Origin of the sequence: Yersinia enterocolitica subsp. enterocolitica (assembly GCF_901472495.1) — a bacterium.
In the GTDB taxonomy this organism is placed as follows: Bacteria; Pseudomonadota; Gammaproteobacteria; order Enterobacterales; family Enterobacteriaceae; genus Yersinia; species Yersinia enterocolitica.
Genome location: NZ_LR590469.1, coordinates 176,681 through 202,238 on the forward strand (window position 1 = coordinate 176,681; position 25,558 = coordinate 202,238).

The window sequence follows — 25,558 nt, forward strand, 5'->3', positions numbered from 1 at the left end:
ATCAATGATGGTGATGATGGTGTTCTCCTGCACTGGCGGCTTGATTAATACCGCAATCAGGTGCTTCGCAGTGCTGGTATTCCATCTGAATGGTGGCATGACCAATATGGTAATGATGCAGCAGATGGTGCTGAATTCGTTGCAGTAATTCATCATTGTCTTGCGGTGGGATCACCTGTACATGCAGTGTCATCAGCCGTTGGTCACCGACTTGCCATAAGTGGACGTGATGGACGTCCCGCACCTCATAGACGCTGGCACAGAGATCTTTGCGTAACTTATTGATATCAATCTCCTGCGGTGCGCCCTCCAATAGTTCGTGAAAACTTTCTTTCAGCAGACGCCAGGCACTGCGTAATACCAATACCGAGACTAATACTGATAAAATTGGATCTATGGGTGTCCAGCCGGTGGTCAGGATCACTACGGCTGCCACGATAGCCCCGACGGAACCTAATAAGTCACCCATAACATGCAAGGCTGCAGCCCGCACATTGATATTCTTTTCTTCCTCGCCACGATGAAGTATCCAGAAGCAGAAAATATTCGCACATAATCCCGCTATGGCAATGATTAACATCGGTACACCCATCACCTCATGCGGGGTAAAGAAACGCCGAACCGCCTCCCAAAAAATCAGCACGACAATCAACAATAAAGCTGCGGCGTTAACAAAAGCAGCCAGTGTGGTGAGACGCAAATAACCAAAGGTATGGCGAGAATCCGGCTTCCTCCGTGAGAAATGTACTGCCATTAGTGCAATAAATAATGCGGCAGAATCGGTCAGCATATGCCCGGCATCAGCCAGCAGTGCCAACGAACCAGATAACCAGCCGCCAATCGCCTCTGCCACCATAAACAGAGTCGTCACAGCGAAAGCTATCAACAGGCGCTTGCTGTTGCCGTCTTGTGGGAAAAACGATGATGCAGACATATTTATCCTTCAATGGTAAAGCTGAACGCAAAACGAGAATTATCTATCTATGTTAGCCCTGATAGGATTTCATTCAATGATTGATGCATATTATAGATAACAGCGATGTTGTTGTTTATCTGTACTGCTCTTCTAATGCGATAAAGTAGATTTACAGCATCCAATTCACCAGTTAGATTGGTTCAACTAGATTAATACAGACAGACGTTGTGCGATGATCGTCACAAGACTTAATGGAAGAGCTATGAATTACCTGAATGATGACCTACGAATTAAAGAAATTAAGGAACTCCTGCCCCCAGTCGCCCTGCTAGAGAAGTTTCCGGCCAGCAATAATGCAGCAGAAATCGTCGCCAAGACCCGCGCTGCGATTCACAACATTTTACGCGCTCAGGACGACCGCTTGTTGGTGGTGATTGGCCCATGCTCCATTCACGATACTCAGGCGGCCAAAGAATATGCGGCCCGCTTGCTGACATTGCGTGAAGAGCTGCAAGGTGAGCTTGAAGTGGTGATGCGGGTCTATTTTGAAAAACCGCGTACCACGGTGGGTTGGAAAGGTCTGATCAACGATCCGCATATGGATGGTAGCTATAACATCAATGATGGTCTGCGTATCGCACGTAAGTTGCTATTGGATATTAATGAGAGCGGCTTACCGGCTGCCGGTGAGTTTTTGGATATGATTACCCCTCAATACCTGGCTGACCTGATGAGCTGGGGGGCGATTGGTGCCCGTACCACGGAATCTCAGGTGCACCGTGAGCTGGCTTCTGGCCTGTCTTGCCCAGTTGGTTTCAAAAATGGTACCGATGGCACTATCAAAGTTGCTATTGATGCTATCAATGCCGCCAGTGCGCCACATTGTTTCCTGTCGGTGACTAAATGGGGACACTCAGCGATTGTCAATACCGCCGGAAATGATGATTGCCATATCATTCTGCGTGGTGGTAAAGAACCGAATTACAGCAGTTCCCATGTTGCAGCGGTGAAAGAAGGGCTTAGCAAAGCTGGCCTGGAACCACAAATCATGATTGATTTCAGCCATGCTAACAGCTGTAAGCAATTCAAAAAGCAAATGGAAGTAGGAACGGATGTTTGCCGTCAGATTGCTCAGGGCGAAAAATCTATTATGGGCGTGATGATTGAAAGTCATCTGGTCGAAGGTAGTCAGAATCTGGAAAGTGGCGAACCCTTAACTTACGGCCAAAGTGTCACCGATGCCTGTATTGGTTGGGAAGATACAGAAGCGTTGTTACGCCAGTTATCAAACGCAGTCAACGCTCGCCGCCAGTAGGCTATCGAACTTGCCATGTTGAATTTGGGCCAATAGCTGGTCAATAAAAACCCCCGGCATCTGAGATGTACGGGGGTTTTTTATGCTACTAATCAGGAATGATTACTTCGCTTTACCCTGATTGGCCACCGCAGCAGCTTTAGCCGCGATTTCATCAGCGTTGCCCAAATAGTAGTGTTTGATTGGTTTGAAGTTTTCGTCAAACTCATACACTAATGGCACACCTGTTGGGATATTCAGCTCAAGAATTTCTTCTTCGTTCAGATTATCCAGATATTTCACCAGTGCACGCAAAGAGTTACCGTGAGCAGCGATGATAACGCGCTCGCCACTGGCGATGCGTGGTTTGATCACTTCTTCCCAGTAAGGGATAACGCGATCGATAGTCAGAGCCAAGCTTTCAGTGGTTGGCAGTTCTGCATCGGTTAATTTTGCATAACGTGGGTCATGACCAGGGAAGCGCTCATCACTTTTATCCAGTGCTGGAGGGGTGATGGCAAAGCCGCGACGCCACAGTTTAACTTGCTCATCACCGTATTTAGCCGCAGTTTCAGATTTATCCAAACCTTGCAATGCGCCGTAATGACGCTCATTCAGTTTCCAGGTTTTTTCCGTTGGAAGCCAAGCCTGATCCAATTCGTCCAGGATGCTCCACAAGGTGTGGATAGCGCGTTTTAATACTGAGGTGTAGGCGAAATCAAAAGTAAAACCTTCATCTTTCAACAGCTTGCCAGCTGCTTTTGCTTCGGTACGGCCTTTCTCAGACAAATCAACGTCATACCAACCGGTGAAGCGGTTTTCGTTGTTCCATTGACTTTCGCCGTGACGTACCAGAACCAGCTTTGTTACTGCCATAGTTCGAACTCCTCAGATGACTAATTTATACCGATTACAACTTCAAGCTGCATACGTGTTGACTGTCTTGCTGCAACTTGAATTATTCAGGGTATATTCAATGATAACTATTATCATTATATTGCGTGATGACCACAGACAGCAATCGATAGTGTTTAACCATAGCCAATTTTTTATCATAAGGTAAGGCCAGAGGTCGAATCGATTTAATTGCATCCAATCGTCTGAGCCAGTGTCCCTTTTTGCGATTTAATTATTTGGGCAACATCTGCAGGCAAGTTTGACCAGATAGTCAGTTGGGGATTTGTTTTTGCTTCGATGGTATCAACGGTGACTTGATAATCGCAGAAATTAGCAGATTTGGCCGTATTTTGATCCATCAGGAATGCAGCATACTGGCCTTTATCCGGTGATGTGCCAATAAAAATGATCTTCCAATAGCCACTCGGGAATGCAACAGACGGCTTTGCTGGCAGTGTTCCTATATTGCGTTCAAATAGCGGCCCGGTAACGGAGTAAACAGCAGTTACATCCTGACGGTTAGCCAATGTGCGCTCCTTGTCTTCGAGCCTCACCCATGCACCTTGGTTTAAGGCTGCTTTTTGTGGTGTGATATTTGACAAATAATTAAGTGCCTGCGAATCGTTGTTACCAGCGAGTAAGCTCAGCGGAGCCTGATGCCCACGATCAACGGCCAGCTTTTGATTAGCACCAGTATAATCTGCCGGTGCTAGTGTATCTGAGGCTGGCAAGTCGGGATCTTGTGCCCATTTACGCGGGTGGTTGCTAGCTTGACTACTTTTTGTGACTTTATATGCCACCCAATTTGCAAATTTGGTATGACTGTTATTGTTCAGCGTATACACATCACGGATAATTGTTTGATCACTACCACCGGTCGGGCAGCCGACAAGGCAGTTATCAATAGCTGCAGCAGGCAAATTTTGTTCGGTAACGGTAGGTGCCGAGGGTGTAGTTTTGGGCGCGGTGGAGTGATCTGTTGTGGTACATGCGGTCAACAAAAGAACAGGCAAAAGTTTAATCAGATTAAATTTCATTATTTATTCCTCTTGCATTTTTGCTTCAGCAATACGGTTAACACTTTGAGCTTGGATTGGAAGTTTCATGTTTCTTTCCTTCATATTTTTATGTAGTGGTGAATTTAATCACCGGATTATCGCCGTCGGATGACGACAAATATTTAAATAAAGAGAGCGTTAGACTTAATAGACATACCAACTGCGTAATGTTCCAATTGTTACTGGCATAATATCGCTTACATCGATTGTGTCGCGATATAGCTTACGAGCAGTGGTTAATCTTTCTTTAGGATTGAAGAATTCTAATACCACATCCCAACAGCCTGAATCAGGGCGACTTACCGGGCTAACGGTTGGAATGACTTGCCCATTAAACAGGCGTGTTTCCCCAGTGACGACTCCAGATACTGAAACGCGTTCCACTCCCTCTTCCTCCAGCCTGTGGTTTGACTCTATTTATGGGCGCATGAACATAGTTATTAGCTGCCGAATCATTAATTTTGGGCAAAGTTAAACTTGAATTTTGTGGCTGAGAAGATAATTTTGTTGCTTCAAAATATAATTCTCATTTGCTTCAGTTGCTGGCGTTATTACATTTTCAGGTGCAAGATATAACTCAGTTGATGATGGGTTAATAATGCTATCTTCAGTTGACATAATGGTATTCCTATTTTGTTGGTAGAGTGTTAACTCTTGTTGTACACGCTGGAGTAACGATGAAATATTAAGACGATGTAACGTAAATATTTGGCGCTCCAAAGCTGGCGGCTGCAACTTCGTGGCGGTTTCAAATAACAATCTATTGACCACCTTGGCTGCTTGATTATTTCCATTTAATGATAACGCTCGTATAATTAATGCGGAAAATTCGGCAATAATAGGTGCGGCAAAACTACTACCAGATACCAGAGAAATATTGTTACCTGTTATGGCTACGGGTATTGAAATTCCAGGTGCTAACAACATTTTTTTTCTTAGTTTATGACCAAAGTTATTAAATTTGGCTGGATATCCCTCTTTATCACAAGCACCGACGGCTAATACTGAATCTAAAGACTCTGGTAATGATTCCTGATTAATACCTTCATTTCCTACTGCTGCAATAATTAATATTCCAGCTTGTTGGCAATTATTTACCTCCTTACACAAATCATCAGACCCACGGCCATTTACCGACAGCGATGCACCACTGATATTAATAATATGACATCCTTGCTGACGAGCTTCATTAATTGCTTTAGCCAGTGTTAACTCAGAGCACCCTTGTAATTTCCCCTGCGAGTTCTCATGGAATACTGGAATATTGTAAATTTCAACATTTTCAGCAATACCTAAACCTTTTCCTCCCACAATGCTGCATACCGCAGTACCATGTGTGGTTTTTTTTTCTTCATTCATAAATGAACAATGAATATTCATATGGTTTAGCAGAGGATGATTTCTTTCTATTAAACCATCGATAATTCCTATTTTAATATCTTTTCCTGACTGACCTAAATTCTTAAGAGTATTAAGGTTAGATTCTTCTGAGGAAATTTCATAATTTGTATTATTTACCCCCATCATTTAAATCCTCGAATGTTTTTCTTTGCGTTGATAATAATCCTAACTTAATATTTAATTTATGTAGTATCAGTTTGGCATCAGTTTAATAATATACAATTTGTTGATATTTAATGACTTTATAATTTATGGCTGTGTTTTATACATAAGTATTGTTTACTTTTCATAGATTGATAAGGGGTGGTATCGAGATTGCAGCCTGTCGTTACTAAAAAACAAGCTACGAAAAACGGGGACAGTAAAGTGATATATGGAGCACTAAAGGCTCCATATCGATAAATGTATGATTATTACAAGAGGAGATTAAGCGGCTTTCTTCAGGCAGGTACTCATAAAGGTTTTACGCGCGTCACCTTTTAACTCTTTGGTTGCTGCCTCGGCATTACAGCTTTTCATTTTCTGCTGTTGCGGGGTCAGGGCTTTTTCATCAGGATGAACTTGTGCTTTTAAGCACTGACTCATAAATTTCTTCCGATCATCACCTTTCAGGGATTGGGTTGTTGCTTGCTGGTTACAATCGGTCATTTTTTTCTGTTGCGCGGCTTGAGCTGGTGAGGGGGTTTTTGCTGTATCCGCCGCCATCACATTCACACTGAGCAGCAATCCGGCTGAGAGTAACCATAGGGTAGTTAGACGCATAAGAGTTCCCTTTATTTGAGCACTGTTTATTCAGTAACGTTAGGGTCTGAAAGGGCGAGCAATATGTCAGTGTCGCCGCCTGACAGATGCCTTAAGCGTAGATGCTGTTTATCAATAAGGGTAGGTTTCGGTTATATCTTATGCCATTAGCATTGCCGCCGCAGCGGCAATCCGCTATAACGCGATAAAGTGATAAACGGTGGTTGCATGGTAGGTTTTCCCCGGTTTTAGCCAACAATCAGGTTGTGGCCATTCCGGGTGGTTAGGGCTATCAGGTAAGAATTCACTTTCCAAAGCGACGCCAGTATAGCTGGCATAGGTTCCGCCATTACGCGCAGGTGTTCCGCCGAGGAAATTACCGCTATAGAGCTGCAATGCGGGTGCTGTGGTGTATACGCTCATTTGAACTTGATTATCAGAAGACCACAGGTGCGCCGCCGGGCTTTCGGTAGCACCACAAGTGCGATGTAGCAGATAGGCATGGTCATAACCTTTCACCCGTTGTTGACCACGGTCTTGCAGGAAGTCGCGCGCCAGTGTTTTCGCTTGACGGAAATCCATGCCAGTTTTTTCAACACTTTCGAGTCCAGCGGTGGGTATCCCATCACTGCCGACCGGTAAATAGCGGTCAGCAAACAGCTGTAATCGATGCGCCCGCACGTCTCGTCCTTCGCCATCGAGATTAAAGTACGCATGATTGGTCAGGTTTACCGGGCAGGTTTTATCAACCTGAGCCTGATAGTGAATCTCCAGCCGATTATCCTCGGTCAGCAGATACTGCACTTCGGCGGTTAGATTACCAGGGAAACCCTGATCACCATCAGGAGAGTGCAACTGATAAGTGACCTGCTTCTCATCTTGCTTAACCTTTTTCCAGCGCCGGTTATGGAACCCTTCCGGGCCACCATGTAGTTGGTTCTCGCCTTGATTGGGTATCAGATGGAGGATTTCGCCCTCTACGGTGATTTGTGCCTTCGCAATGCGGTTGGCGTAGCGGCCAACTGTCGCACCGAGATAAGCCGCTTGATGCAGATAATCGGCCGGGGTTTGGCAGCCCAGCAGCAACTCACGTTTTTCGCCCCCTTTTAGTGGCAATATTGCTGATAACCAGGTAGCGCCCCAATCCATCAGCGTCACGCTCATGCCGGTTTTATTATGTAACTCGGTCAATTCAAAGGGGTGACCATCCGGTGCTAACTGGTCAACACTGCTTGATGATGCAGCGTCGTTTTTCAGCATAAACCCGCTCCTTGTGAAGCCTGACAAACGTAAAAGGTTTCAGTTCTGCCGCCACTGTAAGCCGGATATTGCTGCGCTACAGCCGCACGAACTTGCTCGACGAGTGAGTTTGGCATTAGCGCGACAATACAGCCGCCAAAACCACCGCCAGTCATACGAACACCACCTTGCTCCCCAATAACGGATTTCACAATATCTACCAGGCTGTCGATCGGTGGAACTGTGATCTCGAAATCATCGCGCATTGAAATATGAGACTCGTGCATCAATTGTCCCATCAATTTCAAATCACCAGTTGCCAATGCATCAGCCGCCGTCAGAGTGCGCTCATTTTCAGTAATCACATGGCGAGCACGTTTAGCGACCACAGGATCTAACTCATCCTGAATAGAGAAGAACAGGTTAGGGTCAACATCGCGCAGGGCTTTGACCCCAAAGAAACGCGCAGCGGTTTCACATTGCTGGCGACGGGTGTTGTATTCGCTATCAACCAAGCCCCGTTTCACATTGGAATTGATTATCACCACCGCCACATTTTCTGGCATGGGGACGGCGCGAGTTTCAAGCGTGCGGCAGTCGATCAATAGCGCGTGGTCTTGCTGGCCGAGTGCCGAAATCAGCTGATCCATGATGCCGCAGTTGCAACCAACAAACTGGTTTTCAGCTTCCTGGCCATTGAGTGCCAGTTCCACACCACTCAGAGGTAACTGATAGAGTGATTGTAACGCCTGGCCGACGGCGACTTCTAAAGAAGCTGAAGAGCTCAGGCCCGCACCTTGCGGGACATTGCCGCTGATAACCAGCGAGGCACCGCCAAAATCGGCATGACGCAGTTGCAAGTGTTTTACCACACCGCGCACATAGTCAGCCCAACGGTATTGCGCATGCGGGACAATTGGTTCATCCAGAGAGAATATGTCTTGCTGATTGTCATAATCAGCCGCAATAACATGTATCTGGCGATCATCGCGTTTACTGCAACTGATGACGGTTTCATAATCAATGGCGCAGGGCAGCACAAAGCCATCGTTATAATCGGTATGCTCGCCGATAAGATTGACGCGGCCCGGAGCTTTGATAGTGATGTTAGGTTCATGGCTAAATTGTTGGCGGAAAATGGCCTGGGTATGCTGTTTTAAACTCATTATTTGACTCCAGCTTCTCGATAATGGACATCACTTACTGCCCGCAGGTGTTCAGCCGCCTGTTCCGCAGTAAGGTCTCGCTGGGTTTCGGCCAGCATTTCATAACCCACCATAAATTTACGGACAGATGCAGAGCGCAGTAATGGCGGATAAAAATGTGCATGTAACTGCCAGTGTGTATTGGCAGCGGTTTTATCAGCACCATGATCGGTTTTATCGGTGCCATAGGTTTTATCGGTGCCATAAATGTTATAAGGCGCGCCGTGCCATCCCATTGAATAAGGGAAAGAACATGAGAACAAATTGTCGTAGCGGCTGGTCAGTTTTTTCAGTGCAATAGCCAGGTCGTGGCGTTGTTCATCCGATAAGTCTTCTAAGCGCAGAACATGGGCTTTGGGCAGCAGTAAGGTTTCAAATGGCCACGCCGCCCAGTAGGGCACCACGGCTAGCCAGTGCTCAGTTTCAACCACTGTTCTGCTGCCATCACGCTGCTCACGTTCGGCATAATCGAGTAGCATCGGCGATTGATGTTGTTGAAAATATTGCTGTTGCAGGCGGTCTTCCCGCGCGGCTTCATTGGGCAGGAAGCTATTAGCCCAAATTTGCCCATGCGGATGGGGGTTTGAGCAGCCCATAGCCGCGCCTTTATTCTCAAATACTTGTACCCAAGGGTATGTCTTACCCAATTCGGCACTTTGCTGTTGCCAGGTCTGGATGACATCTTCCAGCGCTGCCAGTGTTAGCTGCGGCAATGTCTTACTGTGATCTGGTGAGAAGCAAATAACCCTGCTGGTGCCGCGTGCACTCTGGCTGCGCATCAAGGGATCATCACTTTGCGGCGCATCGGGGGTATCCGGCATCAGCGCGGCAAAGTCATTGGTAAATACATAGGTTGACCGGTAGTCAGGGTTGACGTCACCCGTTACCCGGGTATTGCCTGGGCATAAGAAGCAATCCGCATCGTGCGTCGGTAAACTCTCGGTCGAAGGCGACTCCTGCTGACCTTGCCAGGGGCGCTTGGCCCGATGAGGCGATACCAATACCCACTGATCACTTAATGGGTTATATCTGCGGTGTGGATGATCCACAGGGTTAAAATCAGTCATAACAATACCTTAATCGGGATAGCCCTGAGGATTCTGTGATTGCCAGCGCCAGGTATCAGCCGCCATTTCGTCCAGCGAGCGGCTGACTCGCCAGCCCAGTTGTTCCGCAGCTTTGGTGGGATCAGCCCAATAAGCCGGAAGATCACCTTCACGACGTGGGGCAAAATGGTAGGTCAGTGGTTTGCCACAAGCTTTGCTGAATGCTTCGACCACCTGTAAAACACTGTGGCCAACACCGGCACCCAAATTAAAAATATGTACACCCGGTTGATTGTGTAACTTTTTCATTGCGGCAACATGGCCGTCAGCTAAATCGACCACATGAATATAGTCACGAACCCCAGTGCCATCAGGGGTTGGATAGTCATTGCCGAATATCGCCAATGATTCACGGCGGCCTACTGCAACCTGTGCAATAAACGGCATCAAGTTGTTAGGGATACCTTGTGGGTCTTCTCCCATCAGCCCAGATGAATGGGCCCCAACCGGATTGAAATAACGCAGGATAGTCATGTTCCATTGTGGGTCGGCCAGTTGCACATCTTGCAGGATTTGCTCAACCATCAATTTGCTGCGGCCATACGGACTAGAAGGTGAGCCAGTCGGGAAGCTTTCAACATAAGGAATTTGCGGCTGATCACCATACACGGTGGCGGATGAACTGAAGATAAAGTTTTTGACCTGAGCCGCGCGCATCGCCTCCAGCAAGACTAAGGTGCCGAAAATATTATTATTGTAATATTCCAATGGCTTACTGACGGATTCGCCGACAGCTTTCAAGCCAGCAAAATGAATGACCGCGTGAATAGGATGAGCGGCGAATATCTTATCGAGCAGGGCGCGGTCACGAATGTCCCCCTGATAAAGTTCAGGAGTGTAGCCAGTCAATTGATGTATCCGGGCTAATACGCTGGATTTGCTATTACAAAGATTGTCGAGGATAACTGGCTGATAGCCAGCTTCAATCAATTGCACACAGGTATGACTACCAATGTAACCGCTACCACCTGTTACCAGTACATACATAAAAGACTCCTGGAATGACTTTTGTCTAAGAAAGATAGCATGCCATTATGTGAGAAAAGGTGATCTGCGCTCAATAATGGAATCGTTTACATTTAATTTTATGCTAGCTTAATCCCTGTGAGGGTATAAATACAGGGGAATGAACAAGGATAGGCTAAAAAATCGAGAAAACTCTGACATAACAAAGATAAGCACAGTGGTAGCGTTCTCATCCATTCATTTAGCAGGAATGTCCTGCTAATGATGCGATGACCCGATACTGACGAATAAAAGGGTATCGGATCTTGTCAGTAAAAATCAGTGGGTGGAGTAAAGCGGGTAGGTAAAGTACAGCAAATGCATTAAATTCAGGCCGAAATGGAATGCCACTGCAACCCACAAACGGCCACTCCACAGCCAGGCTAAACCATAAATGACCCCTGCCAGAGCAGCGAACACCATTAACAGCGCGCCACCGGCAAAATGCGCGGCACCGAACAATAGCGCGGTAAGCAGCAGTGCAGGATAGTTACCGATGCACTGACTTAGGCGTTGCTGCAAATAACCACGGAATAGCGCTTCTTCGGCCAGGCAAACAAAAAATATATTGGCCATAACAAAGGAGCCAACCCATGCAGGAGTGTGCATTTCAACTTTTAAACCGCCTAGCGCAACCGCCAGCAGTAACAATGCGGGGATACTGGCAATCAAACCTAACCAGCCGAGCCGGCTAACTGAGAGATGTTTTTTGGCAACAAACAAGGTGGGCAGGCAGGCGAGCAAAATAAAGGGAACCAGTGCCTTATCAAGATTGTAATACATGCTAAAGGCGGCACTCAGTGGCCCCACTTTTACGTTATCTAACACTTTCAAGTTGTTAAAACCAGGAATCAAGTGCAGGAATAGGGCAATGGCGGCAAGCACCAAGAGCAATTCTAATCCGGCGGCCAACCATTTTTGTTGACGATATTTTTTCAGTAGCAGCGCAACTGCCAGTGTCAGCAACAGAAATGCCGCTGAGGGTAACGTCAGAACACCGTGATACAGGGCAATAGATAAGGATAAAGCCAACAGAAACAGGGAAAGTACCCGGTTAATTGATAAGAAAAACAGTGATGCAGCGAGTACGCCCCACATAGGAAGTCCCTTTGTTATTCAATCTTAAAAATATTATAAAATGAGTAATAATAATCTATAATCATTATCCACCGTCAACCTGAATGATGGTTGACGGTGGCGATAGTAGCATAAGTGCTAGTGGATAAAACTCACGTCAGTTGAGAAAAGCTCTCATTATTTGATGAGCCAAATATTATAATATAACGATGCTGCTCTCATTTAGCTGGGCAATTTTTCCTGCTGATATTGATAAATATCGCCATCAGGAATAAAGGTTAGTCGGTGGGTAATGCATTGCGGAGCATCTTCTGCGTGGTGGGAAACGAACAACAATTGTGTCTCACCTTCACTGATCATCACATCAATAAAACGGCGTACTAACAATCGGTTAAGTGGATCTAATCCTTGCAATGGTTCATCGAGAATCAGTAGCGCAGGGTGTTTTACCAGCGCTCGGGCGATCAGCGCCAAGCGCTGTTGCCCCCACGATAAGCTATGGAAAGGCTGATCGGCAGTCGTTGCAGAAAACCCCAGTAACGCCAGCCATTGATCGGCAAGTTGCTGCTGCCGGTCTGATACCGCCTGATAAATACCAATTGAATCGAAAAAGCCCGATAAAATCACCGTGCGCAGATTGGTACTGACACGATAGTCCAAATGTAAGCTACTGCTGACATAACCGATATGACGTTTAATATCCCAGATGGTTTCTCCACTGCCACGACGGCGGCCAAACAGTGTTAAATCATTACTGTAACCTTGTGGATGATCACCTGTAATTAGGCTGAGTAAAGTTGATTTCCCTGCGCCATTCTGGCCGATAATTTGCCAATGCTCGCCTGGATTTACCCGCCAGCTCAGGTTATGCAAAATAGGGCGGTCATTGTACTTTACCACTCCATTTTTCAATATAATCAGTGGATTGTCTTGCGATAAATGAACTTGCTGCTGTGGGCTTTCCGTTTCTGGCAGTAACAATCCCTCAAGATTTTCGCTGTGTGCCAGTTGAGCAATCAGCGCTTGGGAAAGGATCTGCTGACGTGGGCCGGTATGGGTCAATTGGCAATCCGCCAGTACGCCGACGTATTGTACAAAATCGGGAATATCATCAAAGCGGTTAAGCACTAAAACCAGAGTGACGCCTTGCGCTGAAAGTGTGGACAACCTGCTGGCCAACTGCGCACGGGCGGCCACATCCAAACCATCAAACGGCTCATCCAGAATCAGTAGGTCGGGTTGTGGCATCAGTGCCCGGCATAACAATGTCTTGCGAGTTTCGCCGGTCGAAAGATACTTAAAGCGACGTGAGAGTAAGTGGCTAATGCCAAATTGCTCTGCCAGTTGCTGGCAGCGCTGCGGATCGCTGAATTCTTCCTGGATGATTTCGGCCGTGGTGCGACCGGTATCATCTTCATCGATGCTGAGTAAATCGGTGTTATTACGCTGCCACTCTTCGCTGATTAACTGTTGCAGTTGCTCGAAAGACAAACGCACAATATGGTTAAAATTGCTCTGGCGACGGCCACTAAGCAGGATAAGTTCTCCCGCTAAGGCCTTGGCCAGCGACGATTTACCGCTGCCATTGGCACCAACAAATGCCCAGCTATCACTTGTCTGCTGCATATCACCAGAAGATATACGTAACTCTGGCAAGATGAGTGTCCGGGTGTCGCTCAGACGAAAACAACCTTGCGTTATTTGCAATTCAGACATCATCTTTCCCATATTCTGCAACACAATAATATGTGTAGGAATAGGCGGGAAGGGGCAAAATGTCAACAGGTAAATGCTTACCTCAGACTTGCTGACAAACCCCAACGACTCGATCTTGCAAGGTGAGGACAGGTAGAAGAGTAAAGCGTCCGCGCCAAGGAGCGCGCGGCTCGAGCCCCCTGGGAGGGGTTTACGGCGTCTTTACGATCTGCCTGTTTTCGCCGTTACGGGCACTTTGTCATTAATCTCAGGTGAATACTTACTTATGATTGATAACTAACGCGAATTACTCAACACAGTGTGGCGATGATGACCCGATCAGCATTGAACTGGGCAATAACATCACTTCCCACGCGCAAATTCAGTTTGTGCAACTCGCTGTTATTTTGTGTCGAGCAGAGACTAGCACCTCCCGCCAATGTCACGATAACTTCACTGTGTTCATTACCTGGCTCGATACTGCTAACGGTGCCTGTCAGAGAGTTATCCGCCGCCCCCGCGAGCGCTTGATCAGTGATCAGTTTTATCCAGGGCGCTTTGATCAGCGCCAACACTTCTTTACCCGCGACAAGTTGCAACCGGTCAGCACTTTGCTGGGTTATCGCCGCAGATAAGCGGGTCTCCCCATCTGATAACAAGATATTGATGTGTTGTTGAACCTGCTGATGGTCACGCTCTATCACCGTACCGAAGAACTGGTTACGGGCGCTGGTTTGCAGAGAGAAACGAGAAATTGCGGCCAGCAAGCTATCCAGTGGCATCGAGTCGTCTTTTAAAGTATCAAATGCTTTTTGTTGAATCTGCGCCAGCAAATCATAGAGCTGGATTAAACGCTCACCATAGCGAGTCAGAAAAGCGCCGCCGCCACCTTTGCCGCCTGTTGCCCGCTCGACCAAGGTTTCTTCAGCTAAGGTATTCATTTCATTGATGGCATCCCAGGCGCTTTTATAGCTAATGCCCGCGAGTTTCGCGCCCTGACTGATTGAACCGGTATTTTGTATTTGTTTCAGTAATGAGATACGTCGTGGATCGGCAAACAGTCGCTGCTGAAGTTTTAAAGTGAGTAGGATTTCGGCCTGCATGATTTTTAGCTCCAGCGGGAAACGCGTATTGTGACTCAACAGTCGGTGTATATCCAATGGACATCAAGTGCGTAGCGCTAAAGCCCAATCGCACGTTTGGCAGGTTACATTCTTTTCGTGTGGGTTAGAATAACTGCATTCATTCATTGCTTATATAATTTACACAGAATGATATCTATTGGTTATTGTGATAACGTGGGTTATCGCTCTATAAAGTAGTCATGAGAGGTTAGTATGTTAGATCTTTTGAAAAGCCTGCTTTTTGCTGTGGTCATGGTACCCGTAGTGATGGCAGTGATTTTGGGCATGATCTATGGACTGGGTGAGGTGTTTAACATCATCTCTAAAACGGGTCACACCAAAGAACGCTCTTAATAAGATAGCGGCTGTTCCCAGCGCAGTTGTCTCTATTTCATAAATGCCTGGCGTATTGACGCTGGGCATTTTCGTTTTTATCTTTTGCTTTATTATCTTCACTTCTGTTGTGACAACTCAAGATACCTCACATCTTGCCGATAAATTACATGACCTGCCCATGATGTTACGTTATATTTCAACGTATATAGCGGTATCACTCATGCGGAGAACAAGATGAAGAATCAATACGGTAAAGTGAATAAATGGGTTGCGAGTGCTGCGTTGTTGGTAGCATTTTCCAGTTCTGCCATGGCGGCAGATATTACAGTTTTTGCAGCTGCCTCTTTGACCAATGCGCTGCAAGATATCGCGGCACAGTATAAAAAAGAGAAGCAAGTTGATGTGGTAGCTTCTTACGCTTCATCCTCTACTCTGGCACGCCAGATTGAGCAGGGTGCTCCGGCGGACTTGTTTATCTCTGCTGATCAGCAATGGATGGATTATGCCATTGATAAGCAACAAATGGTTGCTAATACCCGCTATACCCTGTTAGGTAATGAGCTAGTATTGATTGCGCCAAAAGACAGCAAAATTACCAAAGTTGAGATTGATAAAAAAACAGATTGGAAGAAATTGTTAGAGGGTGGCCGTCTGGCTGTTGGCGATCCTGATCATGTTCCTGCTGGGATTTATGCTAAAGAGTCATTAGAGAATTTAGGTGCTTGGGCAACTTTAGCTCCAGAAATGGCTCGAGCCAATAACGTGCGCAGTGCTATGGCACTGGTCGAACGGGCGGAAGCGCCACTGGGTATCGTCTACGGCTCAGATGCTATAGCCAGCGATAAAGTGAAAGTTGTGGGGGTATTCCCGGAATCGAGCCATAAGCCGGTTGAATACCCAATGGCGATTGTTAAGGGTCATGAAAATCCTACCGTTACTGCTTTTTATGACTACCTGAAAAGCCCGGCAGCGGCTGTTATTTTCGAAAAATATGGATTTACCACACGCTAATGATATTGAGTGAGTATGAGTGGCAGGCCATTATTCTGAGCCTGAAGGTTTCCGGTGTGGCGGTGGTGTGCAGTTTGCCATTAGGTATTTTGATGGCATGGATTTTAGTGCGCTGCCGTTTCCCCGGTAAGTCTTTGTTAGATAGTATTATTCACTTACCACTGGTGCTGCCGCCAGTGGTTATTGGTTATTTGCTGCTGATCAGCATGGGCCGCCGCGGTTTTATCGGCGAGTGGCTTTATAGCTGGTTTGGCATTAATTTCAGTTTCAGTTGGCGTGGCGCGGCATTGGCCTCGGCGGTAGTGGCTTTCCCATTGATGGTCAGGGCTATCCGTCTGGCGCTGGAAGCGGTTGACACCCGGCTAGAGTTGGCTGCACGTACCCTCGGGGCAAACCCGTGGCGGGTGTTTTTCACCATCACGTTACCGCTTTCTTTACCGGGGGTGATTGCCGGTACGGTACTTTCTTTTGCCCGTTCGTTGGGGGAGTTTGGTGCCACCATCACTTTCGTTTCCAATATTCCCGGCGAAACCCGCACCATTCCATTGGCCATGTACACCCTAATTGAAACGCCCGGCGCTGAAGCGGCGGCGGCGCGGCTGTGTATTATTGCTATTATTCTGTCGCTGGTTTCTCTGTTGTTGTCTGAATGGCTGGCCCGTTGGGGTAAAAAGCGCATGGGGGTACCATGCTAGAACTGGATTTCAGCCAACAACTGGGTGATTTGCATTTACAAGTGAGCACTAATTTACCCGCTCAAGGCATTACCGCTATTTTTGGTTTGTCGGGAGCCGGTAAGACGTCGCTGATCAATGTGATTGGTGGTTTGACTCGCCCGCAGCAAGGCAAAGTTGTGCTTAATGGCCGGGTGCTGGTGGATGCAGAACAGAATATTTATCTGCCACCGGAAAAACGGCGGGTCGGTTATGTCTTTCAGGATGCGCGTTTGTTCCCCCATTATCGCGTAATGGGTAACTTGCAATATGGTATGAACCCGTCAATGCGCGGGCAGTTTGATACCATTGTGGGGTTGTTGGGTATCGAGGCGTTATTAGGGCGTTTCCCGTTAACCCTTTCTGGTGGCGAAAAACAGCGAGTAGCGATTGGCCGTGCTTTGCTGACTGCCCCTGAGTTGTTGTTGATGGATGAGCCTTTAGCCTCACTGGATTTGCCGCGTAAGCGTGAACTGTTGCCGTATCTGGAGCGGCTGGCGCAAGACGTCAATACACCGATATTGTATGTCAGCCACAGCATGGACGAGATTTTGCGTTTGGCGGATCAAGTGGTGGTGATGGATGCAGGTAAAGTTCGCGCTGTTGGTGGCCTGGAAGAGGTGTGGGCCAGTAGTGCATTGCGTCCGTGGCTACAACGGGAAGAGCCGAGCAGCATATTGCGAGTGAGTGTCATTGGTCATCATGACCGTTACGCGATGACAGCACTGGCATTAGGCGATCAGCGGTTATGGGTCGGAAAGCTGGAGGCGCAAGAGGGTGAATCAATGCGCATCCGGATAAATGCGGCCGATGTCTCATTGGTATTACAGCCACCGCAAAACAGCAGTATTCGCAATATTTTGCCGGTCAAAATAGCCGAATGCCTTGAAGTTGATGGGCAGATTGATGTCAAACTGGCTGTTGGCGACCAATGGTTATGGGCAAGAATTACGCCGTGGGCGCGGGATGAACTGGGGCTGAAACCCGGTCAGTGGGTGTATGCTCAGATAAAAAGTGTGTCGTTTAATCGTAAAAATTGAGAGATGCAAACCTCTACAACTCGATCTCAAGTGGTGAGGATAGGCAGAGGCATAAAGCGTCCGCGCCAGGACGGCGCGGCTCAAGCCCCCAGGGGAGGCTTTACGGCGTCTTTACGATCTGCCTGTTTTCACCGCTGCGAGTTTTTTTAACAAACTCGATTATGCCAGCACATGCTGGCGGATAACCGCAGCAATACCCGGTTGTTCGTTATCGGCAATCACCAGATCGGCCCGTTGTTTGATGGCATCAGCGCTGTTGCCCATAGCCACACCTAAACCGGCGCTCTCAAGCATGCTCAGGTCGTTAAAATTGTCACCAAAAGCGACCACTTCTTTCATGCTCAAACCTTGAGATTCAACCCATTGTTGCAGGCGCATCCCTTTGCTATTTCCGGCTTGGGCGATATCCACTTGATCATGCCACGACCATTCACATGCCAGCCCCATTTCATCTTCTACTTTGCTCGCAAATGTTTTTAGTTGGTCGATGTCAGCATGGGAAGTGGCAAATTTCCAAATAGCATTGGCGCTGTGGGCGGCATCTAACAAGCTATCGACCTGAAGCAGGGTCGGGCGTTGGGCAACGGGTAATGATTCGGCCCAATTGAGGGAGCGAACGACATGCCCGCTACTCTGTTGATAAAGCATCGCATCGTCGACATACATCAGCCCGTGGATATCACTTTGCTCCAGCAACTGTAATACCTGAACCGCCTGTTGAGGTTCTAATGGGTTGGAATCTAAAACTTTTTTGGCTTGATAATCATATAGGTAAGTGCCATTACAGCAAATTGCTGGAGTGTCGAGCTCAAGCGCCTGATAAAACGGATGAATCGCCACATGATGACGACCCGTGACGACCACAACCTTGACCCCTGCGGCGCGAGCTTGCGCCAGTGCGGACAAAGATTCAGGTAAAATACGTTTCTTGCTGTCCAGCAGCGTTCCATCCAAATCCAATGCAATAATACGGTATGTCATAGTGATGCTAATCCCAAGGCGAGAAATAATATGTTTGCATAGTATTTTCTGATGGTACACCGGATAAGCAGTTGATTAAACCTGACTGGGTAAGCACCCGCATCAACGGCTAAAAATAAGCAGAATAAGTTTTGATCTTCACGATGGCGGGCTGTTGTTATGTCTGCTCAGTCAGGTAAGCTAGGCTAAATTATTCGCAATTTTGCAATTGTGTTAAGCGCTGGGTTTGTTTGGAAAGACAAATTCGGCCAATGAAAGTTGCCTATACCCTAAATAATTAGAGTTGCAGGAAGGCGGCAAGCGAGTGAGTCCCGATGAGTTGACGCCAGTCAATGATTCGGGTGATTGAACGAAGCCAACACACATGCAGCTTGAAGTATGACGAGTATAATTGGCTCGACTAAGGAGTAAAGATGAAGCAAGTGGTTTACGTGGCAAGCCCAGACAGTCAGCAGATCCATGTCTGGCAATTAGGTTCCACCGGTGAATTAACCTTACTGCAAACGGTGGAAGTTCCGGGCCAGGTGCAGCCGATGACAATCAACCCGAACCAGCGTCATTTGTATGTTGGCGTTCGCCCTGATTTTGGCATCGTCAGCTATAACATTGCCGATGATGGCACCCTGACTGCTGCCGGTATGGCACCGTTGCCAGGTAGTCCAACTCATATTGGCACGGATCTGCAAGGCCGTTTCTTGTTCTCTGCTTCTTATAGTTTCAATTGTGTCAGTATCAGCCCTATTGATGAGCACGGTGTGGTACAAGCGCCTATTCAGCAGCTTAATGATTTACCTGCGCCACACTCGGCAAATATTGACCCGACCAATCAAATCCTGCTGGTGCCTTGCCTGAAAGAAGACAAAGTGCGCTTATTTGATTTGAGTGCCGAGGGTAAATTGACGCCACATGCGCAGTCTGATGTGACTGTTGCCGCCGGTGCTGGCCCACGCCATATGGCTTTCCACCCTAATCAGCAGGTGGCTTATTGTGTCAATGAGCTGAATAGCTCGGTTGATGTATACCAAATCAGCAATAACGGCCAGGAATATAAGATCATTCAAACATTGGATGCCATGCCTGCCGACTTTACTGACACCCGTTGGGCAGCTGATATCCACATCACGCCAAATGGCTGCCATTTGTACATTAGTGATCGTACTGCCAGTCTGTTGGGTATTTTTAGTGTTTCTGAAGACGGTCGTGAGATTGCGTTGGTGGGTCATCATCAGACTGAAGCCCAGCCGCGCGGTTTTAATATCGACCACAATGGCCAGTTCCTGATCTCTTCCGGCCAGAAATCTGATCATATCGAAGTGTATCGTATCGATCAGAATAGCGGCGAGTTGACCACCCTCAAGCGCTATCCGGTTGGGAAAGGCCCAATGTGGGTCAGCATATTGGCACCAAGAGCCTAAAAAATAATGTTATCAGGCGGGGGAAGTGTGCCGAATAAGCTATAGCGATGTGAGTCGCCGCAGTGCCCGTCGGTACAGTCACCCCGTCAGTCTCCAAACTGTTTTTCGGCAATTTCTTTAGTAGCGTCTTCCCACTGCACCTGCCACCGCGTCGGTCAGTCGGGTTAATGCTTCTGACGAGATAACATAAGGTGGCATCAGGTAAATTAGCTTGCCAAAGGGTCTGATCCACACCCCTTGTTCAACAAAACCGCGTTGCAGGCGAGCGACGTTAACCGGTTCCTTCATTTCCACCACCCCGATAGCCCCTAATACCCGCACATCAGCTACTGTTTTATGCTCTGCCAATGGTAAAAGCGCTTGTTTCAATTGAATTTCGATGGAAGCCACTTGCTGTTGCCAGCGATTCTCTGCCAATAGACTCAGGCTGGCGGAGGCCACCGCGCAAGCCAGCGGGTTTGCCATAAATGTCGGCCCATGCATAAAGCACCCAGCATCACCGTTACTGATGGTTTCTGCCACTTTTCGGGTGGTCAGTGTGGCGGATAAGGTCAAATAGCCGCCTGTTAGGGCCTTACCTAAACAGAGAATATCCGGCACGATTTGCGCGTGTTCACAGGCAAAAAGTTTGCCGGTGCGGCCAAATCCTGTGGCGATTTCATCAGCAATCAACAAAATATTATATTGATCGCACAAGGCCCTTACCTCACGCAGATAAGCGGGGTGATAGATACGCATCCCACCCGCACCTTGCACTATTGGCTCCAAAATCACCGCCGCAATCTCACCGGCGTGCTTTGCTATCATTGCAGCAAAATCGGTGATGTCTTCCGAGTTCCATGCCTCATCAAAGCGGCTTTGTGGCGCGGCGGCGAACAGATTTTCAGCTAAATAACCTTGATACAAACTGTGCATGGAGTTCTGCGGATCACACACTGACATCGCGCCGAAGGTATCACCATGATAGCCGTGGCGCAGGGTCAAAATCCGCTGCCGCCGTTCCCCTTTTGCCTGCCAGTATTGTAATGCTATTTTCAGCGCAACCTCGACCGCCACCGAGCCAGAATCAGCCAGAAACACGCATTCCAGTGCCGGCGGGGTCATGGAAACCAGCTGTTGGCAAAGCTTCACCGCTGGCGGATGGGTGATACCGCCAAACATCACATGCGACATCTTATCCAACTGCTGATGTGCCGCCTGATTAAGCGCGGGGTGGTTGTATCCGTGAATCGCCGCCCACCATGAAGACATACCATCAATTAGCCGTCGGCCATCGGCCAGTTGTAGCTCAACACCTTCGGCGGCAACTACCGGATAACAGGGCAATGGGTCGGTCATTGAAGTGTAGGGATGCCAGATGTGGCGTTGATCAAAAGCCAGGTCAGAAGGTGTCATGAGAATTTGTCGTAAACCAAAATGATGCAAGAATGGTTGACAGTATATCGAGTTTATTTACACTGACGACACTTTTTTCTCTTCTTTGGAGAAGCCGTAATGGCAAATTATCTTCGCTGGACAGTCGGGCAAGCCCAGGCCCTGTTTGAAAAACCGTTGCTGGATTTATTATTTGAAGCTCAGCAGATTCATCGTCAGCATTTTGATCCACGCCAGGTTCAAGTCAGTACTTTGTTGTCGATTAAAACCGGCGCTTGTCCGGAAGATTGCAAATATTGTCCACAAAGCTCGCGTTACAAAACCGGGCTGGAAAGTGAGCGCTTAATGCAGGTCGAGCAAGTGCTGGAATCCGCGAAAAAAGCCAAGGCTGCGGGTTCAACCCGTTTTTGTATGGGAGCGGCCTGGAAAAATCCGCATGAGCGCGATATGCCTTATCTGGAAAAAATGGTCGAAGGCGTCAAGGCGATGGGCATGGAAACCTGCATGACCTTGGGGACTTTGGACAAACAGCAAGCCCACCGTTTGGCAGACGCCGGATTGGATTATTACAATCACAATCTGGATACCTCGCCGGAATTCTACGGCAGCATCATCACCACCCGCAGTTATCAGGAGCGGCTTGATACCTTAAGCGAAGTGCGCGATGCGGGGATCAAAGTCTGTTCCGGCGGCATTGTTGGGCTGGGCGAAACCGTTCGTGACCGTGCCGGGCTGCTAGTGGAACTGGCGAATTTGCCGAAACCACCGGAAAGCGTGCCGATCAACATGCTGGTCAAAGTGAAAGGCACACCGCTGGAAAATAACGACGATGTGGATGCTTTTGAGTTTATTCGCACCATCGCGGTTGCCCGCATTATGATGCCAACCTCCTATGTGCGACTCTCTGCTGGCCGTGAGCAGATGAATGAACAAACGCAGGCTATGTGCTTTATGGCTGGGGCTAATTCCATTTTCTATGGTTGCAAATTACTCACCACGCCGAATCCAGAAGAAGATAAAGATTTACAGCTATTTCGCAAATTGGGGCTGAACCCGCAGCAAACCGCAACACAGCACGGTGATCGCGCACAGCAACAGGTTTTGACCGAGCAATTATTGCATGGTGATTCCTTGCCCGAAGACTCGGTTCAATTTTATAACGCGGCCCACTGATGAGCTGGCAGAACAAAATAGATCTCGGCCTGCAACAGCGACACGAAGCAGCCGCTTATCGTTGCCGTCAAGTCAATGATGGGGCGAATGGGCGCTGGTTACAGACTGGAGCGCAGCAATATCTCAACTTTTCCAGCAATGACTATTTGGGATTAAGTCAGGATGCTGCGGTCATTGCGGCCTGGCAGCAAGGGGCGCAGCGCTATGGCGTGGGGAGTGGCGGTTCTGGTCATGTTACGGGCTATAGCTTGCCTCATGCCCAATTGGAACAACAATTAGCTGACTGGTTGGGTTATCCGCGTGCCTTGTTGTTTATCTCCGGTTTTGCCGCCAATCAGGCTGTATTGACGGCGTTAACCGCTGCTGATGACCGAATTTTGGCCGATAAACTCAGCCATGCCTCTTTGCTGGAAGCCGCTACGCACTCTCCGGCGCAACTTCGGCGCTTTGCTCACAATCAACCTGATTCACTGCAAAAACTGCTTAATAAGCCGTGTTCAGGCCAAACTTTGGTGGTGACAGAAGGCGTTTTTAGCATGGATGGCGACAGCGCACCGTTGGCAGCTATACAGCAACATACGGCGGCTGCGGGGGGCTGGTTATTGGTGGACGACGCTCATGGTATCGGCGTGCGAGGGGCTACGGGGCGGGGAAGTTGTGAGTTGCAAGGTGTGAAACCTGAACTGCTGGTGGTGACTTTTGGTAAGGCGTTTGGCTTGAGTGGTGCGGCGGTGTTATGTCAGGAGCCGGTAGCCGAATACTTGCTGCAATATGCTCGTCACCTGATTTACAGCACGGCAATGCCACCGGCGCAGGCCTGTGCTCTGCAAGCCGCGCTACTACGCATTCAGCAAGGTGATGATTTGCGCCAACGCCTCCAGCAACGCATTACACAATTTCGCTGCGGTGCGGCAGCTTTACCGCTGCAATTAGGGGCATCTGAAACCGCCATTCAGCCACTATTGGTCGGCGACAATCAACAGACAGTGGCATTGGCAGAGCAGCTACGCGCTGCGGGCTTGTGGGTGACGGCTATTCGGCCACCGACAGTTCCTCCCGGTGGTGCAAGATTGCGTATTACCCTGAGTGCCGCCCATGAGAGTGAAGATATTGACCGTCTGCTGGAGGTGCTACATGGCGTTTGTCACTGAAAATTCACCGCCAGCAAGAGTCAGTAAACCCACAGCAAATCAACCAACAGTGAATAAACCAGCAATTGCTGCGGCTTTTAGTCGAGCGGCAGGCAGTTACGATATCGCCGCCGATTTGCAACGGGAAACCGGTGAGGTTTTGTTGGCCCTTGGGGGGCAACATCCAGGGATATCAGTATTGGATGCTGGTTGTGGTACTGGGCATTTCAGCCGCCTGTGGCGCGAGCGCGCTAAGCAAGTTATTGCATTGGATCTGGCCGCGGGGATGTTGGATCACGCCCGCCAACATAAAGCTGCCGATGACTACCTTCTTGGCGATATTGAGAATATTCCGCTGTCAGATCAAACAGTTGATATCTGTTTTAGCAATTTAGCGGTGCAGTGGTGCACTGATTTGTCTGTGGCGCTGGCTGAACTGTATCGAGTCACTCGCCCAGGGGGGATCATCCTGTTTTCCACTCTGGCCGACGGCTCTCTGGATGAGTTGGGGCAGGCATGGCAACAAGTTGATGGTAAGCGGCATGTGAATGATTTCCTCTCATTTCAGCATATCAGCGCGGCTTGTCAGAGATATCGCCATACCCTGACACCGCAGATATATCAGCAACAGTTTCCGAATGTCATCGCCCTTATGCGCTCGCTACAGGGCATTGGTGCCACGCACTTACATCAAGGGCGTAAGGCTGGGTTGAATGGCCGCAAGCGCCTCATGGCCTTGCAGCAGGCTTATAGCATGCAATCTGGTTACTACCCGCTGAGTTACCATTTGGTTTATGGGGTTATTTATCGTGATTAGACGTTGGTTTATCACCGGCACAGATACTGATGTCGGTAAGACTGTTGCCAGTTGTGCATTGTTGCAAGCCGCAGCCCTCCAAGGCTTCCGCACCGCGGGTTATAAACCGGTAGCATCTGGCAGTCAGATGACAGCCGATGGCTTGCGTAACAGTGACGCTCTGGCATTACAGGCGAATAGCACTCAAACATTGTCTTATGCACAGGTGAATCCATTGACACTGCTAGAGGCGACCTCGCCGCATATTGCCAGTGTCAGTGAAGGGCAGGAGATTCATTTGCCGGTCTTATCACAAGGCTTACGCCAACTTGAGCAATCAGCTGACTGGATATTGGTCGAAGGGGCAGGGGGTTGGTTTACGCCCCTTTCGTCACAGGCGACGTTTGCCGATTGGGTGCAGCAGGAACAATTGCCAGTGATAATGGTTGTTGGGGTAAAACTTGGCTGCATCAATCATGCACTGTTGACGGTTTTGGCGATTGAGCAAGCGGGGCTACCTTTGGCCGGTTGGGTGGCGAATGAGGTGATACCGGCAGGACGGCGGCAAACTGAATACATGGCAACACTGAAACGGATGATAAACGCACCGTTACTAGGGATTGTTCCCCATCTTGCGGATTTGGCTACTTCTCCTGTGACAGAGCGACGCGATCTTGGTCGCTATCTGGATCTGAGTTTATTAGCAGTGCACCGCCGCCCAGATTAAAGGTAAATACGGATTTTTAGCCATTTGGTGGTTAAAAGGGCTAATAACAAGTATTAGCCCACTATTTCGTCTGGTATAAATAGGGGGGCGCATAGCAGTATTGA

25 protein-coding genes are annotated in these 25,558 nt (G+C 48.3%); 10 read left to right on the forward strand and 15 right to left on the reverse strand.

Annotated features, from left to right (window positions below):
• Position 1: 1 nt before the first annotated feature.
• Positions 2 to 934, reverse strand: coding sequence for a CDF family zinc transporter ZitB (gene zitB / locus FGL26_RS00880; protein WP_005168040.1), 933 nt, complete (start codon positions 932 to 934; stop codon positions 2 to 4).
• A 244-nt stretch (positions 935 to 1,178) separates the two neighbouring features.
• On the opposite strand from zitB, the gene aroG reads away from it, so the two are divergent.
• Positions 1,179 to 2,231 (forward strand): 3-deoxy-7-phosphoheptulonate synthase AroG, encoded by a 1,053-nt coding sequence (gene aroG / locus FGL26_RS00885; protein ID WP_005168042.1) that lies wholly within the window; start codon positions 1,179 to 1,181, stop codon positions 2,229 to 2,231.
• Positions 2,232 to 2,333: 102 nt separating this feature from the next.
• Here aroG and gpmA read toward each other — a convergent pair whose 3' ends face one another.
• The 12 genes from gpmA to modE all read right to left on the reverse strand — a co-directional run bounded on the left by gpmA (position 2,334) and on the right by modE (position 14,737).
• The gene (gpmA, locus tag FGL26_RS00890; protein WP_005159006.1) at positions 2,334 to 3,086 is read right to left on the reverse strand and encodes a 2,3-diphosphoglycerate-dependent phosphoglycerate mutase; all 753 of its coding nucleotides are present in this window, start codon (positions 3,084 to 3,086) and stop codon (positions 2,334 to 2,336) included.
• A 206-nt stretch (positions 3,087 to 3,292) separates the two neighbouring features.
• Positions 3,293 to 4,144, reverse strand: a complete 852-nt coding sequence (locus FGL26_RS00895; RefSeq protein ID WP_005168044.1) for a DNA/RNA non-specific endonuclease — start codon at positions 4,142 to 4,144, stop codon at positions 3,293 to 3,295.
• Between the two features lie 165 nt (positions 4,145 to 4,309).
• Positions 4,310 to 4,549 carry a cyanobactin maturation protease PatG family protein gene (locus FGL26_RS21590; RefSeq protein WP_227746649.1) on the reverse strand — a complete coding sequence of 80 codons (240 nt, stop codon included), beginning with the start codon at positions 4,547 to 4,549 and terminating at the stop codon, positions 4,310 to 4,312.
• Positions 4,550 to 4,636: 87 nt separating this feature from the next.
• On the reverse strand, positions 4,637 to 5,692 hold the full coding sequence (locus tag FGL26_RS00900; RefSeq protein ID WP_227746648.1) for a S8 family serine peptidase: 1,056 nt from the start codon (positions 5,690 to 5,692) through the stop codon (positions 4,637 to 4,639).
• Positions 5,693 to 5,992: 300 nt separating this feature from the next.
• Positions 5,993 to 6,328 (reverse strand): PsiF family protein, encoded by a 336-nt coding sequence (locus FGL26_RS00905; RefSeq protein ID WP_005168046.1) that lies wholly within the window; start codon positions 6,326 to 6,328, stop codon positions 5,993 to 5,995.
• Between the two features lie 174 nt (positions 6,329 to 6,502).
• Positions 6,503 to 7,567, reverse strand: coding sequence for a galactose-1-epimerase (galM, locus tag FGL26_RS00910; RefSeq protein WP_005168049.1), 1,065 nt, complete (start codon positions 7,565 to 7,567; stop codon positions 6,503 to 6,505).
• Entirely contained in the window at positions 7,561 to 8,712 is a 1,152-nt protein-coding gene (galK, locus tag FGL26_RS00915; protein WP_032912654.1) for a galactokinase, read from the reverse strand. The genes galM and galK overlap by 7 nt, the downstream gene beginning before the upstream one ends.
• Positions 8,712 to 9,818, reverse strand: coding sequence for a galactose-1-phosphate uridylyltransferase (gene galT, locus FGL26_RS00920; protein WP_011816803.1), 1,107 nt, complete (start codon positions 9,816 to 9,818; stop codon positions 8,712 to 8,714). The genes galK and galT overlap by 1 nt, the downstream gene beginning before the upstream one ends.
• Before the next feature lie 9 nt (positions 9,819 to 9,827).
• Positions 9,828 to 10,844, reverse strand: a complete 1,017-nt coding sequence (gene galE / locus FGL26_RS00925) for a UDP-glucose 4-epimerase GalE (protein WP_032912656.1) — start codon at positions 10,842 to 10,844, stop codon at positions 9,828 to 9,830.
• Between the two features lie 297 nt (positions 10,845 to 11,141).
• Positions 11,142 to 11,960, reverse strand: coding sequence for a CPBP family intramembrane glutamic endopeptidase (locus FGL26_RS00930; RefSeq protein ID WP_005168056.1), 819 nt, complete (start codon positions 11,958 to 11,960; stop codon positions 11,142 to 11,144).
• Positions 11,961 to 12,161: 201 nt separating this feature from the next.
• Entirely contained in the window at positions 12,162 to 13,655 is a 1,494-nt protein-coding gene (gene modF, locus FGL26_RS00935; protein ID WP_005168057.1) for a molybdate ABC transporter ATP-binding protein ModF, read from the reverse strand.
• A 290-nt stretch (positions 13,656 to 13,945) separates the two neighbouring features.
• Positions 13,946 to 14,737 carry a molybdenum-dependent transcriptional regulator gene (modE, locus tag FGL26_RS00945; RefSeq protein ID WP_005168058.1) on the reverse strand — a complete coding sequence of 264 codons (792 nt, stop codon included), beginning with the start codon at positions 14,735 to 14,737 and terminating at the stop codon, positions 13,946 to 13,948.
• Positions 14,738 to 14,971: 234 nt separating this feature from the next.
• Here modE and FGL26_RS00950 point away from each other — a divergent pair, with 234 nt between their 5' ends.
• From FGL26_RS00950 to modC, 4 genes are all read left to right on the forward strand, one after another.
• Positions 14,972 to 15,112: an AcrZ family multidrug efflux pump-associated protein gene (locus tag FGL26_RS00950; RefSeq protein WP_005158974.1), complete on the forward strand. Its 141-nt coding sequence runs from the start codon at positions 14,972 to 14,974 to the stop codon at positions 15,110 to 15,112.
• A 216-nt stretch (positions 15,113 to 15,328) separates the two neighbouring features.
• Entirely contained in the window at positions 15,329 to 16,105 is a 777-nt protein-coding gene (gene modA / locus FGL26_RS00955; protein ID WP_005168060.1) for a molybdate ABC transporter substrate-binding protein, read from the forward strand.
• On the forward strand, positions 16,105 to 16,800 hold the full coding sequence (gene modB, locus FGL26_RS00960; protein ID WP_005158971.1) for a molybdate ABC transporter permease subunit: 696 nt from the start codon (positions 16,105 to 16,107) through the stop codon (positions 16,798 to 16,800). Before modA ends, modB begins: the two co-directional genes overlap by 1 nt.
• Complete coding sequence (gene modC, locus FGL26_RS00965) at positions 16,794 to 17,858, forward strand: molybdenum ABC transporter ATP-binding protein ModC (protein WP_005158969.1); 1,065 nt, start codon at positions 16,794 to 16,796, stop codon at positions 17,856 to 17,858. Before modB ends, modC begins: the two co-directional genes overlap by 7 nt.
• A 159-nt stretch (positions 17,859 to 18,017) precedes the next feature.
• On the opposite strand, the gene FGL26_RS00970 is transcribed toward modC, so the two are convergent.
• Positions 18,018 to 18,839, reverse strand: a complete 822-nt coding sequence (locus tag FGL26_RS00970; RefSeq protein ID WP_005168064.1) for a pyridoxal phosphatase — start codon at positions 18,837 to 18,839, stop codon at positions 18,018 to 18,020.
• A gap of 413 nt (positions 18,840 to 19,252) precedes the next feature.
• Between FGL26_RS00970 and pgl the strand changes: the two genes are divergently transcribed.
• Positions 19,253 to 20,254 carry a 6-phosphogluconolactonase gene (pgl, locus tag FGL26_RS00975; protein ID WP_005168066.1) on the forward strand — a complete coding sequence of 334 codons (1,002 nt, stop codon included), beginning with the start codon at positions 19,253 to 19,255 and terminating at the stop codon, positions 20,252 to 20,254.
• A 117-nt stretch (positions 20,255 to 20,371) separates the two neighbouring features.
• On the opposite strand, the gene bioA is transcribed toward pgl, so the two are convergent.
• Positions 20,372 to 21,649 (reverse strand): adenosylmethionine--8-amino-7-oxononanoate transaminase, encoded by a 1,278-nt coding sequence (bioA, locus tag FGL26_RS00980; protein ID WP_005168068.1) that lies wholly within the window; start codon positions 21,647 to 21,649, stop codon positions 20,372 to 20,374.
• A 99-nt stretch (positions 21,650 to 21,748) separates the two neighbouring features.
• Between bioA and bioB the strand changes: the two genes are divergently transcribed.
• Genes bioB through bioD form a run of 4 tightly spaced genes read left to right on the forward strand, consistent with a single transcriptional unit; the run spans position 21,749 to position 25,454 of the window.
• Complete coding sequence (gene bioB / locus FGL26_RS00985) at positions 21,749 to 22,801, forward strand: biotin synthase BioB (protein WP_005168071.1); 1,053 nt, start codon at positions 21,749 to 21,751, stop codon at positions 22,799 to 22,801.
• On the forward strand, positions 22,801 to 23,952 hold the full coding sequence (gene bioF, locus FGL26_RS00990; protein ID WP_032912658.1) for an 8-amino-7-oxononanoate synthase: 1,152 nt from the start codon (positions 22,801 to 22,803) through the stop codon (positions 23,950 to 23,952). The genes bioB and bioF overlap by 1 nt, the downstream gene beginning before the upstream one ends.
• Positions 23,936 to 24,748: a malonyl-ACP O-methyltransferase BioC gene (bioC, locus tag FGL26_RS00995; RefSeq protein ID WP_032912660.1), complete on the forward strand. Its 813-nt coding sequence runs from the start codon at positions 23,936 to 23,938 to the stop codon at positions 24,746 to 24,748. The genes bioF and bioC overlap by 17 nt, the downstream gene beginning before the upstream one ends.
• On the forward strand, positions 24,741 to 25,454 hold the full coding sequence (gene bioD / locus FGL26_RS01000; RefSeq protein WP_032912661.1) for a dethiobiotin synthase: 714 nt from the start codon (positions 24,741 to 24,743) through the stop codon (positions 25,452 to 25,454). The genes bioC and bioD overlap by 8 nt, the downstream gene beginning before the upstream one ends.
• The last annotated feature ends 104 nt before the right edge of the window (positions 25,455 to 25,558 follow it).